Source organism: Rheinheimera mangrovi, assembly GCF_003990335.1.
GTDB lineage: Bacteria > Pseudomonadota > Gammaproteobacteria > Enterobacterales > Alteromonadaceae > Pararheinheimera > Pararheinheimera mangrovi.
This window is the reverse complement of record NZ_CP034683.1, coordinates 2,477,936-2,490,940: the sequence shown is the minus strand read 5'-3', so window position 1 is coordinate 2,490,940 and position 13,005 is coordinate 2,477,936. Positions and strand designations below refer to the sequence as shown.

Annotated in this window: 12 protein-coding genes; 5 read left to right on the top strand and 7 right to left on the bottom strand. The window is 46.2% G+C overall.

What is annotated here, in order from left to right:
- Window positions 1–8: 8 nt before the first annotated feature.
- Window positions 9–1,031 (bottom strand): alpha/beta hydrolase, encoded by a 1,023-nt coding sequence (locus tag EK374_RS11175; protein ID WP_127023347.1) that lies wholly within the window; start codon window positions 1,029–1,031, stop codon window positions 9–11.
- A 180-nt stretch (window positions 1,032–1,211) separates the two neighbouring features.
- A protein-coding gene (locus tag EK374_RS11170) for an IS3 family transposase (RefSeq protein WP_127019341.1) occupies window positions 1,212–2,359 on the bottom strand; the annotation gives its coding sequence in 2 pieces (ribosomal slippage) (window positions 1,212–2,122 and window positions 2,122–2,359; 1,149 coding nt in all).
- Window positions 2,360–2,411: 52 nt separating this feature from the next.
- Between EK374_RS11170 and EK374_RS11165 the strand changes: the two genes are divergently transcribed.
- Window positions 2,412–3,599, top strand: a complete 1,188-nt coding sequence (locus EK374_RS11165; RefSeq protein ID WP_127023344.1) for an alpha/beta hydrolase-fold protein — start codon at window positions 2,412–2,414, stop codon at window positions 3,597–3,599.
- A gap of 74 nt (window positions 3,600–3,673) precedes the next feature.
- On the opposite strand, the gene EK374_RS11160 is transcribed toward EK374_RS11165, so the two are convergent.
- The 4 genes from EK374_RS11160 to sbcB all read right to left on the bottom strand — a co-directional run bounded on the left by EK374_RS11160 (window position 3,674) and on the right by sbcB (window position 7,024).
- Entirely contained in the window at window positions 3,674–3,991 is a 318-nt protein-coding gene (locus EK374_RS11160; RefSeq protein ID WP_127023341.1) for a CcdB family protein, read from the bottom strand.
- On the bottom strand, window positions 3,991–4,236 hold the full coding sequence (locus tag EK374_RS11155) for a type II toxin-antitoxin system CcdA family antitoxin (protein ID WP_127023337.1): 246 nt from the start codon (window positions 4,234–4,236) through the stop codon (window positions 3,991–3,993). The genes EK374_RS11160 and EK374_RS11155 overlap by 1 nt, the downstream gene beginning before the upstream one ends.
- Before the next feature lie 114 nt (window positions 4,237–4,350).
- Entirely contained in the window at window positions 4,351–5,376 is a 1,026-nt protein-coding gene (locus EK374_RS11150) for a hypothetical protein (protein WP_127023334.1), read from the bottom strand.
- 211 nt (window positions 5,377–5,587) lie between these two features.
- The gene (gene sbcB, locus EK374_RS11145; RefSeq protein ID WP_127023332.1) at window positions 5,588–7,024 is read right to left on the bottom strand and encodes an exodeoxyribonuclease I; all 1,437 of its coding nucleotides are present in this window, start codon (window positions 7,022–7,024) and stop codon (window positions 5,588–5,590) included.
- Window positions 7,025–7,524: 500 nt separating this feature from the next.
- Between sbcB and EK374_RS11140 the strand changes: the two genes are divergently transcribed.
- From EK374_RS11140 to EK374_RS11130, 3 genes are read left to right on the top strand one after another with little or no spacing between them, the layout of a single operon-like run.
- On the top strand, window positions 7,525–8,121 hold the full coding sequence (locus tag EK374_RS11140; RefSeq protein ID WP_127023329.1) for a nucleoside deaminase: 597 nt from the start codon (window positions 7,525–7,527) through the stop codon (window positions 8,119–8,121).
- Between the two features lie 27 nt (window positions 8,122–8,148).
- Window positions 8,149–9,519 carry an MATE family efflux transporter gene (locus tag EK374_RS11135; RefSeq protein ID WP_127023326.1) on the top strand — a complete coding sequence of 457 codons (1,371 nt, stop codon included), beginning with the start codon at window positions 8,149–8,151 and terminating at the stop codon, window positions 9,517–9,519.
- A gap of 10 nt (window positions 9,520–9,529) precedes the next feature.
- Window positions 9,530–10,024 (top strand): DUF1543 domain-containing protein, encoded by a 495-nt coding sequence (locus EK374_RS11130; protein ID WP_127023323.1) that lies wholly within the window; start codon window positions 9,530–9,532, stop codon window positions 10,022–10,024.
- A gap of 30 nt (window positions 10,025–10,054) precedes the next feature.
- On the opposite strand, the gene EK374_RS11125 is transcribed toward EK374_RS11130, so the two are convergent.
- A complete protein-coding gene (locus tag EK374_RS11125) occupies window positions 10,055–11,686 on the bottom strand; it encodes a response regulator (RefSeq protein ID WP_127023320.1) in 1,632 nt (543 codons plus the stop codon).
- 328 nt (window positions 11,687–12,014) lie between these two features.
- Between EK374_RS11125 and EK374_RS11120 the strand changes: the two genes are divergently transcribed.
- The gene (locus tag EK374_RS11120) at window positions 12,015–12,953 is read left to right on the top strand and encodes an endonuclease (RefSeq protein WP_127023317.1); all 939 of its coding nucleotides are present in this window, start codon (window positions 12,015–12,017) and stop codon (window positions 12,951–12,953) included.
- Window positions 12,954–13,005: the final 52 nt, after the last annotated feature.

Below are 13,005 nucleotides of genomic sequence, written 5' to 3'. Positions count from 1 at the left end.
TCCTGTGTTTAGTTGAAAACTGTAGCAAGAAACTTAATCATGTCATCCAAAGTGGGGGTGGCTAAGTCTTTAAAGCAGCCCTTGGTGTAGTCGTTACAACCGCTGTCGAGAAAACCATGGCCTTTGCCTTCATAAATTTTGAATTCCACTTGCTGTCCGGCCGCTTTGAGCGAACTGACATAACTACTTGCCACTTCAGGTGTGGTCAGGCCATCTTCACTGCCCACCAACACAAACTGAGGCGGTAGTTTGTATCCATCTTGCGGCAATAAATACAGAGGCGATACCGCTTTGTAATACTGCTCATGGCTATCAACACTAATGCCTTCACCAAACAAACTTCGAGGACTGGCGTTACCCCATTTCCAGAACGGGTTCTGTGCTGTCTCAAAGCCTCCTTTTGCGCTTTGCACTAAATCAAATGCGGTGTAACTCAGGATCACCGCCTGTACTTTGACGCCATCTGCAGCTGCCACTTGCTCAGCTGTTTTGCCTTTAGGCAGGTAAGAGGGAGTAAATTTCTGGCTTTGCGGGGTAAAACCTTTCGAATCCAAAGAGCGGCCTGCCAGCATCACCATCGAAGCTAAATGACCACCGGCACTGTCGCCCGTGATGGCTATTTTAGCCGGGTCGCCGCCATAGCTTTGAATATGATCTTTCACCCAAAGCACTGCACCCAAAGCATCTTCGACTATCTCGTTCACTGTGGTGCTGTTGTTGTTATCACCAAGCAGGCGGTAGTTCATATTCACCACCACCAAATCGGCGTTCGTCGCCATATACAAGGCCATATCATTCATTATGGATTTGTTATTTACCAGCCAGCCGCCGCCATGAAAAATCACCAGTACAGGCAAAGGCTTAGTCGCCTTTTGCGGACTGTAGATGTCAGTGGTCAGCGAAAAGCCCTTCATTTTTGCCCATTCAATATCCTGATGTAACTTCACTGCATGGACTGCCAGTACCTGCTGGCTAAAGAGTGAAGCGATAACAAAGAGGATATAAAAAACAGCAACTTGCCCCTTGCGCATAAAAACTCCTGATTAGTCTTGCTGGCAATTAGAACTGCCAGTCTTTATTGAGTGAGTTGAGGATTTATAAAAACACGATTTTTATGCTGGCACCATGGCAATTTATTGCTGGATGCTGTTGTACGAAAAAACGTTAAGCGGATAAATAAATTATGAAAGGGTTGAATCGCCACCAATAAACTAGACACTTCCCAGCCGTTCTTGGTAACGGTTTTCATACTCTACCGGTGACAGCAGATTATTGGAACCATGTTTCCGTTTACTGTTGTAAAACATTTCAATGTAATCAAACACATCACTTCTGGCCTCATCACGCGTCGTGTAGACTTTCCGCTTGATCCGCTCTCGCTTTAACAACTGGAAGAAGCTTTCTGCCACTGCATTGTCATGACAGTTTCCGCGTCTGCTCATGCTGCCTTGTAAGCCATGAGTTTTCAGGAATGCCTGCCAGTCATGGCTGGTGTATTGGCTCCCTTGGTCGGAGTGAACCATCACCTGTTTTTTAGGCTGACGTCGCCACACGGCCATCAGCAATGCGTTCAGCACAATATCTTTGCTGATTTGGGAATGCATCGACCAGCCAACAACCTTGCGCGAGAACAAATCCACAACCACAGCCAAATACAGCCACCCCTCATGCGTGCGGATGTACGTGATATCAGTTACCCATACCTCGTCAGGCACTAACGGATTAAACTGCCGCTGCAAGCGGTTCGGCGTAATGATATGGCTGTCCCCCTTACGTGATCTGGGTTTGCGATATCCAACCTGTGCTTTAAGCCCTTCGGATTGCATCAACCGGTATACCCGGTTAATGCCGCAAGACTCGCCGAAATCACGTAAATCAGAATGAATTTTACGGTAGCCATACACACAACCAGACTCCAGCCAAAACTGTTTTATTAATCCTGTCAGCCGCCGGTTTGCTTTATCGCGTTTCGACAGCGATGCCTTACTCCACGCATAGTATCCACTGGGATGCACATCCAACATGTTACAAAGCCAGCGCACCGGCCAGCTGTCGCAGTGTTCTTTAATGAAGGCGTATCTTAGTCGGACAGCTTTGCGAAGTACGCCGCGGCTTTTTTTAGAATGTCGCGCTCTTCGGTGGCTCGCTTCAGCTCTTTTTGCAGTCGCTTAATCTCGGCCTGAGCGTCAGCCAAATCATTATGCTGTTGTTTGTCAGGACCGTACTTTTTAATCCAGGCGTACAGGCTGTGCGTGGTGATATCGAGCCGTTTGGCAACATCCGCAACTGAATGGCCGCGATCAACGACCTGCTTAACTGCTTCGATTCTGAATTCTTCGGGGTAACGTTTACTGCTCATAGGCACCTCTCTTTGAGTTAGTTTATCTAACTGAAAGGTGTCTAGGAAATTAGTGGCGATTCATTTTGTATTTTTTCTGTTTGCGATCTTTGCTGCTTTTCCTGTAACAGCGAGCGAGATCAGTATGGGTAAAAAAGTGGTTTTGCACTCGGATCTTATTGGTGAAGACAGACCCATTTGGATCTATACGCCTGAGCATGAAAATGATGAACAACTTCATGTGATCTACCTGCTGGACGGTGCAGAACATTTTCATACAGTCACAGGTGTGGTGAAATCACTGACCGATTATGCTTTGATGCCAAAAACTATGGTGGTTGGTATTGAAACCATTAATAGACCCAGGGATTACCTGCCAAAAATTGTTGGGGAACCGCAAAATGAGCTTCAAGCCTTTATATCCACTAAGTGGCCAAACTCAGGACAAACCGATAACTTTTTGAAGTTTATTCGCACTGAGCTTATTCCATACATTGATAAACATTATCCAACTTATCCGCATCGCACCCTGATCGGACATTCTAATGCTGGTACTTTGGCGCTTTATAGCCTGTTCAATCAGCCTGGTCTTTTTACTAACTATTTGGCCATGAGTCCAAATGGCTGGTGGAGTCATGCCGAAATTGAATCGAATGTAGCAAAACTAGCGGGCGCAAAGCGGCCTTATGAGCATTTGTTTATCAGTGTTGGCGGTGAGGGCGGGCGTTTTTATACCGGAACTTTGGATCTACTGGCGGAAATGGAACGGAACAAACCGTCGCAGCTAGTGTGGAAATTTCAGCAGTATCCAAACCGTGGCCACATGAGTGGGATCTTGCCAGCTTTGGCAGATGGACTTGAGTATTTGTTTAGCAGTCTAAATTTCACTATCACACCAGAGATAGCGAAGTATGCAGAAGTTACAGCCCTCACTCAGCATTACGCGGATCTTTCCAAAAAAGTTGGATTTATCATGGCTCCGCCGGTGCACAGTTATGTGGAGTTCGCAGAAGCTCAAGCGGCGCAGCAACGCTATGCAGCTGCAGTGACAACCAGTCAAACCTTGGTTCAGGCATACCCAAATCTGCCTTACGCTCATATGGTGTTGGGCCAGCGTCTGTTGGATGCTGGTCAATCTAAAGAGGCTGTAGCGAGTTTTGACAAAGCGCTAATGCTTGGCAAAGCGCAGAAACTGGACGAACAGGTGTTGGATGCTCTGACGGATATGCGTAAAAAGGCCGCTGAGCAACCAAATCAGTAAAATTACATGGAAGAAAAAACTTTGGGGGCGACTTCAGGAGCAGATAAAGATTAACGAGGTTCGAAGACCGTTGTTCATATCCCAGTGATCAGGAAATCAATAGCAGCAATAATATCGTTTCTGAAAGCTTGTAAGTTGGTCACAGGGTTTATCAAAAGTTTGGTTGGGACGCTGGTCATTTGGTGAGTCAGAATTACAAAATCACCAGCGTCTAAATGAATTTTTGGGCATAGATGCGCAGGTGCCTTTTTATCCATAAGATCCAATGGTGTGAGTGGTACAACAAGACGAGTATTCAGCGACTCAAGTAAATCACTTTGAACATCAATAAAGTACGGGTATGTTTCGGCTGTACTTTTGTCTGTGTTTCGGTAGACGGTGAATTGCGACATCAGAACACACGGAACGAATCAGAGAATAGCCCATGCTTTTCTGTCAGTTCGTTACAGGCAGCGATAGCATCAGCATTTTGTTCAAGCCACTCTGCTTTCAATCGTTGACTGACTTCGAGTTCCAGAGCTTTTTCCATAGTCGCTGACAGGTTTATATCCAGCCTTTTCGCTTCAGCTAATAACTCGCTGTTTAAGCTAAGGTTGGTCGCTTTTTTTGGGGCTTGTGCGCTGTATGTTGTTTTCATACGATTACCGATGCGTATTGTTGATGCGCATTGAGTATAGGCCTAACTAAACCACTGAACAAGTAATCGAAGTGCTGAGTTTTGTTGCCTCTCTTAGTTCAGAAGATAAAGGCTCTAAAAAACCTCCTCCACACCATCCTTTTTCTTCTCTGGCACAGGCGGGGTGGTCTTTTGTTTGATTTCTTCAGTTAACTCATTCAGTAACTCGTCGGCCGGGGCGCGGCTGTCTTCGACTTTTTTATTGGCTTTGTTTTTAGCCCATTCTTTGGCTTCTTTTTCTAAGGTGGCTTTGTCTTTCACTGTCGACACTGGTTTTTTCTGATTGGCATCAGCTCTGGCCTTCGCATCTTCGACGTATTTTTTTGCCGCTTTTAATTCGTCTGCCGATTTGCCGGTAAATTGTTTCACCACATCATCCTCCGTCGGCACAGCTTCCTGGGTCATTTCGGTAAAACGTTGTTTAGGTGCGCTTAACAGCTCTGCTTTGCCAGCTTCTACTTTTTGTTTAATTTCTTCCACCGGGTCCATGGCTTTTTGTTTTAAGTTTTCTTCCAGCGCGTTTTGCACTGAACCACCGGATAAACCTGTTTCCATCAGCGCTTGCTGCTCTTCCGATAACCCCAGGCCTTCACTGAGCTTACCTGCGGCTGCAGCCACGGCTTTTTGTTTTAACTTCTCAGGGCTGGTGTACTCCACCAGTTCTTTGGGCCAACTTGGCGCTATTTTTCCTGCAGCACCTTCCACCACCTGATTAAATATTTCAGTTTTTCCGCCGGACACCAACAGAATAGCCATTTGGTTATGCTCTGAGTTCCAGACAAAACCGGCTTTTTCGGCCAGATGAGGCAAAGGGGAGTGTTCGGATACTACAAAAAACAGCGGGCCTTGTTGCTGAATAGCAGTGGCAGTATTTAATAAGGTGACGGCGGTGCGGTAGTTTTCTTCGCCCATTAAGGCCACCATAGGATCGCGGATCAGCGGGTTTTCAAACAGCTTGACTTCAAGCGGGTTAAAACCAACCAGAGGACGAAACAACTCACCCAAAAGTTGTGCCTGTGATGTCATTAATATAGCCGGCGCGAAACAGCCGGTTAATAACAAACTACACAACATCACTTTGATTTTTGACCACAACTTCATCACAGACTCCGCACCCAAAAACAACACTGGTTAATTACTGTGCGCAGGCTAGCAGAAGTCTGATCTGAAACATAGAGAGGGAACTGGCGGCTGAACAAAAATAGTTTATAGAGGTGCTGCTTGTAGGGGCCGCGGCTTGTCCCGGCCCGTCAATGGGAGTGGCGGTATAATTAGACGGGCGGGTGCAAGACCCGCCCCTACGGCTCAGAGCTCATAAGCTCTGAGCGTACTGAAATAACGCCTTGAGGATATTCATTTTCTTTACGTCATCACCTGCTTCATGTGCCAGGTTTTCCAGCGCCAAACCAAATTCATCAAAGGTTAAATTGGGTTTATCCAGGCCATGGGTCAGTTTGTCGCTGCGATATCGTTGCCAGCGTTGTTGCTCCTGATCAGTCAGGCTTTGTGGGTAGTTGCGGGCACGGTATAAAAACAGCAGCTGATTTAGCCTGTCTTCGCTAAACAGCACAGGGTTGGACGCCAGTTGGTCAGCACTCATCAAATGCAGCTGCTCCATCCGCTGTTTGTCTTCGTTGGAGACAAAACCGTTATAGAGCTGATAATCCGGATTAGTCTCTACTGTGTAGTCTGTCGGCAACTGATACAGCTCCATCACCTTAGGTTGAATAGCAGAGCGGTTTTGCCGCAGCCAGTCCAGATGCTTCAGGCAAGCGGCTCTGTCGATGCCCAAATCAGCGGCTCGTTGCTCTGACAAGGTTTTAGCCGGAGACAATACAGGGCACTTATTAATATGAATAAGCTTTAAACCAAGCCGCTGCTGGTCTTCGTCTAAATCAGCGGTTTTGGTATACAAAAGTTGCTGCAATGAAGCTAAATCCAGCTCCAGCAAAGGTTTGGGGTCGGCTTGCAGGTTGTAGCAAATCACGGCGTTTTTATTGGTTGGATGCGGTGCTAAAGGCACTATCCAGCTAACACAACCCTGAATAGCGGGGAAGCGCCCCGACACATGCACCAGCGGTGTTAAATTGACCAAGTCAAACAACTTACTGACTTCAGTTTTTTTGCGTAAATCCAGCAGGTACTGAAACAGCTTAGGTTGTTTTTCTTTCACCAGTTTGGCAATGGCGATAGTGGCATACACATCAGATAAGGCATCGTGTGCGCGTTGGTGTGATAAACCATTGGCTTTGGTTAAATCTTCTAATTTAAAGCTTGGGCTGCCATCGGCTTTTTCCGGCCAGATTATGCCTTCAGGGCGCAGCGCATAACAGGCGCGTACTATGTCGATTAAATCCCATCTGCTGTTGCCTTGTTGCCATTCACGGCCATAAGGCTCGTAGAAGTTACGATACAGGCTGTAACGCGTGACTTCATCATCAAAACGTAAGCTGTTGTACCCAAGCACACAAGTATTGGGCTGGCTGAATCTCTCCAGAATACGACGGCAAAATTCGGTTTCAGCCAAACCTTTTTGGTTACACAGCTGTGGCGTCAGGCCAGTAATTAGAGCAGCCACCGGATGAGGTAAATAATCGTTCGCCAACTGGCAATACCACATATCAGGTTCGCCAATAGGGTTTAAATCTAAATCTGTGCGAATACCACCAAACTGGGCCGGACGGTCTTTTTTTGGATCCGCACCCCAGGTTTCAAAGTCGTAGAAATAGAATGTAGGTGTTTGGTTCAAGTTTTTATTCCTGCGCAATTCATGATTAGGTGCTTTCTGGCGCTTGTATTCTCAGCGTCTGTCACTTTTTACTGCGTATTCTGCATTTGCATTTGCCATCCAATGGCAAAAGAAGAAGCTGTGCGTCTTGCTGTAGTGTACCAGCAAGGCGGCTCTGTCGTCGATGCAGCGAAGACCAACTATAAATGCCGCGACCATTACTCACAGAAGCCAATGTGCCGACAGCTACCATAAAAACTATGGCCCCACACCAGAGCATGGCAGATGGATCGGTAGCAACAGGCGCAGTGTTGGCAGGTAGTGGCCAGCACCAAACTACGTTTGCCAAGTGCGTAACTGTATGAAGTTACTGGTCCTATTGTGGATCGGATTTGTCTGATTCTTATTTTCAGCATGCTATTTCACAAAAATTTAGCATTCTGTGATTTTTTACTTGTAGCCCAACTGATATAAAGGTAAAAAGTCGGCCCAATTTTTTGCTACAAGCGGCAGGAACAATGATGAAAGAGCGTATTGGTTTTATTCACCAGCCAGGCAGTGCAGTCACTGTGGAATTACCTGATTGGGTGGCAGATTTTGTCAATTGGCAAAGAACCTACAGTTCAGATGATGAGAAAATGGCGTTAGCTATTGAACTCTCAAAACAAAACGTTGAACGAGGTACTGGTGGTCCTTTTGGTACTGCTATTTTTGACCGGGCGTCTGGCCAGCTGTTAGGTGTTGGCGTGAACCGTGTAGTGCCTTTAACCAATTCCACCTTACACGGCGAAACCGTTGCTATTATGATGGCCGAAAAAGCCTTAGGCTCTTTTACATTGGCCACCGACAGTGGCCGTGAGCTTTTCACTTCTTGTGAGCCTTGCGCCATGTGCATGGGTGCTGTGTTGTGGAGTGGCGTTAATCGTATGGTTTGTGCAGGTACTGCAGAAGATGCTCGTGCTATAGGTTTTGATGAAGGCCCAGTGTTTGAACAGTCTTATCAATATTTAGCAAAGGCCGGTATGGAAGTGGTGCGCCAGTTCAAACGCAGCGATGCCAAAGCTGTGCTGGAACACTACAAAAATTGTGGTGGCCGGATATACAACGGTCGGGAATAAATTTATAACGCAGGAACAAAACTTCAGGTGAAGGACTTAACTCAAGGCTCTGTATACAGGCAGATCATCAGTCAGGCTGTACCTATGACCATAGGCATGTTGGTACAAACTCTTTATATTCTGGTGGATCTTTATTTTGTTGCAGGCCTTGGGACTGATGCGTTGGCTGCAGTGGTCAGCAGCGCCAATTTAATGTTTTTGGTGATAGCGCTGACCCAGGTGTTGAGTGTGGGTTTAGTTGCATTAATGGCTCCGGCTGTTGGTGCAAAAAATCCTGCAGAAGCCAACCGGCTTTTCCATCAGGGCGTCTGGTTAGGTTTAGCCGGTACAGCAGGGCTGTTTTTATTAGGGCCTTTTCTGGTTGAGCCATATCTGCATTCCGTGTCGTCCTCAGAAGCTGTGATCTTATTAAGTCAGCAGTATCTGAACTGGTTTCTGCCTGGCCTTGCATTGCAGTTTGTCTCTGTTGCTTTGGTGGCTGCCTTACGAGCTACAGGTAATGTACAGTCCACGATGAAAATCCAATTGCTGACAGTGGTTCTTAATATTGTGCTGGCTCCGGTTCTTATCAACGGCTGGCTTACCGGGTACGCCATGGGAGTGGCAGGCGCAGGCTTAGCTAGTACTTTGTCAGTGATCGCCGGTTTAGTTTTGTTGCTTTTTTATGTGATCAAACAAGAGCTGTATCTGCATCTGCGGCAGATGCAAAAGCCTGATTTTAAAGTGTGGCGTCGAGTACTGGCTATCGGCTGTCCAGCTGGTGCTGAGTTTTTAATGATGTTTGCGTTCAGTGCTTTGGTGTATATCCTGATCAAAGACTTTGGCTCAGCAGCTCAGGCTGGTTTTGGTGCCGGTATGCGACTGGTTCAGGCTATTTCTTTACCCGGAGTGGCCATTGCTTTTTCACTGCCGGCAGTTTTTGGCCAGAACCTTGGGGCTGGCCGGTTGGACCGTATAACCGCAAGTTTTAGTGCCGCGTTAAAAATGCAACTTGTGGTGATGGGGTTGTTGTTTTTAGTCTGTCAGCTTAATCCTGCCTGGTTGATTGGTTTTTTCAGTGCAGATGCGGATGTTCGCTCTGCAGGAAGCGATTTTATTCAGATCATTTCATGGAATTTTTTCGCTTCCGGAGTGGTGTTAACCTGCTCAGGCTTGTTTCAGGGGCTGGGTAATACCTTGCCCGGTTTGGCGAGCTCAGTCACAAGGTTACTGCTTTTTGCCTTACCTGCTGTATGGTTGAGCCAAACCACAGCCTTTTCATTGCATAACTTATGGCTGATATCAGTCCTTTCTGTGGTGGTGCAGGCCGTATTCAGCTTTGTGCTGGCCAAACGTCAACTGATTAAAACCGGGCGCTTAGCTGGCTCCCCAGAGCTTAACGAAAGTTTACCTTCTTAAGGAGTTTTTAGTGCTATTTGTCGTTATGCTGGGTGGCAAACATCCTAAAGCAAAAATTGAAGTACATGATGTAGTGTTTGTCACGGGCCACAGTATTGAAGACTGCTACCCAGAGTTACGTCAGCAGTGGTTTGGTACTATGGCAGGCATGCATATCGATTCCTGGATGCAGGTGGATGGGGTAGAGGGCTATCAGGTACGGTTTTCTGAGCAAGCACCTGCAGCAGATGAATTGCGATTATTTTTCATCAACTTAGGTGGTTATACTGCAGGCGCTTTTGGTGAAGATCACCACTACCTGTTGGTGACAGCCCCAGACAAAACACAAGCCAAGCAAAAGGGTAAAACCTACTTGCCTGAACGTTGGGATAAACCACATACCGATGCGGTGCTGGATGTGGATGATTGTATTGCTATTGATCAGATCGGTGGTCGTTATGTCCGCCTGATCCAGGGGCAACATAAAGAAACAGTGCATCAGTCGGATTATATTGTGTTGGCTTAAATGGTGTTCAGAGCGGATTGCTCTGAACCTTTACAGTTGGATCTGAGCTAATTCCGGTTGGGTTTTTCTTAAGGTGAGCACGTATTTTTCAAAACGTTCCTGCTCGTTTTTCCCCAGCTGGTTTTGCCGCAGTACCCGTGCAGCGTTACGGGCGTAATGAATGGTTTCGCCTGTTACACCTGCGCTTTTACTCATGGCTTGCAATAAATTCAGCGCTATCACCGGATTGGTGGGCATATAGTCAAAAGTTTCACAAAACAGCATCACCGCACGGCCAAACTGACCCATGCGATAGGCGTCTGTGGCTTCAGTATTAATTTGTTTGATTTGCTGTTTTAGGCTTTGGTGTTTGTCCTGCTCCAGCTGAAGCATAATACGTTGGGTTTCTGTCAGAAAATCGTCGTCGTACAACTTGGTTTTCAGATGGTCGATACACAGCTGGCTGGAGTACAAATCGCCTAGTTCAAAATAAGCTTTGGCGGCGTCCATACAGCTGTCGATACTCAAGTCATCCAGAGGTAAATCCTGAATTTGTTGTATTACTTCACGGCCTTCTTTGATAGCGCCACGGCAACTGCTGATACGGCTGCGTAAAATCACAGTCTCCCGTTTCAGCACATCGATATTAAAACGTTTATGCAGCGCATCCAGCAGTTTGCCGGCGTTTTGCAGGATCACAGCTTTATCCAGCAAATTAGCGCCTTTGGCTTGATCAATCAAAGCACGGGCATGGTTCAGATAATTGTCGGCTGTATCGTCTATTGAATGACGGGCGGCCTGAACTATTTTTCCGGCAATACGGGCCGCTATGTCGGTATGGCCTAACATGGTGCATAAATTACTTAAGGTTTTTTGTCTGCTGATGTTTTTCGGCGATAAAGTGACTGCTTTATTTAAGGTCTCGAAGGCCAGCTGATAACGGCCGTGACGCACATACAAACGGGATAACCAGTCCAGCGCTTCCACTTTGGTATCGGCAAACTGAGTCAGATCAGCCAGTTCCAGTTCGGTATCTTCCCAAAGCTCCAGGTAAAAACAACTTAATGCATGGCCCAGGCGTGCCCAGCTATAAGTTTTTTGCTGCAGCACTTTTTGGTAAAACACCTCAGCTTTGTCGTACTGGCCTAATTTCAGCAGCAATTCGCCTTTTAAGCGCATGGCTTGCAGTGCGTAATCAGGTTTGGTGCGGATCACCAAATCGCATTCACGCGAGGCGTCTGCATAGTCATGTTCAAATAAGCGGAAAAATACTTTGCGCAGTTCTATGCGGTGCCGGATGGCTCTACAGATACGTTCTTCTAATGCGGGAGCTGTAAAAGGTTTTAGCAGGTAGTCGTCAGGCTGTAACTCAATAACACCATGTACGATTTGGCTTTGTGCTTCGGCACTTATCACTATAAAACAGCAGAGTGGGGCCAACAGCTGTTGCTTTTTCAGTGCTTCAAACAACTGATAACCGTCTTTACAGTCACCGAGATTGAAGTCACATAAGATAAAATCAAAGGGCATTTCTATGCATTTGTGCATAGCTTCGCCTGCGTCTTTGGCCAGGTGAATAGCCTCAAACCCCATTTGCTGTAACATTCCTTTTACGGTGGCCCGGACGGGCGCACAGTCATCAATGACCAAGACTTTTTTGCAACGAAAAAATGACTGGTCCATAGCGGATTAACTCTTATTCTGCGCTTAACTGCTGCTTTATAGCGATGAAACTACATTTTGCGTGCTAAATAGTCAAATTAACTTTGATAAAAAAGCTTTCTATTGTTAACCATTGGTAATGTTATTTTCAGTGTAAGGTTGAAGTAAAAGGCTGATAACTGAGGTTAATTCTGCTTAAACCATTATTTTTTATACATTATGAACTGCGTTTATCTGGTGTTGTGCAAGCATTATTCGCATATTTATCCTTGAATAAATGCCTGATTTGTCGTGCTCAGACTTATGGCATAATAAAACTGATCCGCAGGTAGTTTAAGGTTGTACCGCTTTGTTTAAATTCGTATTTTATGTTGTTTTGTTTGTTTTATCTGCAGTTGCCAATGCTGCACCAGCAAATTTTGACTCTGCAAAAACTATCGCAAGTCGTATTTACGCCCCCGAAAAACAAGAATTTTATTGTGGCTGTGCTATTCGCTGGCAAGCAGGCAAAGGTATTCCTGATTTAAAGGGTTGTGGTTACCAAATTCGCAAAAACGGTCCACGTGCCAACAGAATTGAATGGGAGCATGTGATGCCTGCCCAGCAATTTGGCTCGCCTTTAGCGTGCTGGAAAAAGGGTGGCCGTGAGCAATGCGGTAAAACAGACGTTTTGTTTAAGCAAATGGAGGCCGATTTATTTAACCTCAAACCCGCTATAGGTGAAGTGAATGGCGACAGAGCGCATTACCGGTTTGGTATGTTGCCAGCGCAGGCTCCGCAATATGGCTCTTGTGAAGTGAAAGTTGATTTTAAAAGCCGGTTGGTGGAACCTCGCGCTGAAATTCGCGGTGATATAGCCCGTATTCATTTTTATATGGCAGATAAATATCAACTGCCATTGGCCAAAGCGCAGCAGCAGCTTTTTATGGCCTGGCATCAGCAAGACCCAGTGGATGAGACAGAACGTAAATTGCAACAGCGTATTGCACAGCAAATGGGCCATGCCAATGACTTTGTTACAGGTAAAAAGGTTTGGCAGCTCAACTACAAGGTATCGGGTTTTGGTCTAACTACAGCAAAAGAAAGTAGACAAACTGTAGCTGTATCTTCAGGTCAGGTGCTAGGTAATAAACGCAGTAAGCTCTATCACTTAAGTCATTGTAGTGGTTATCGCCAGGTGTCAGAGCGCAATCAGCAATGGTTTGACACAGAGCTGCAGGCGCTGAATGCTGGTTTTAAGCGGGCAGGAAATTGCAGTGCTGAAGCTTCGATAGGCGCTGAAGATTAAACCCTTATTCTTAACGAATTAGCGCAGCGCAACTTGCGTCTTTGATGGAGTT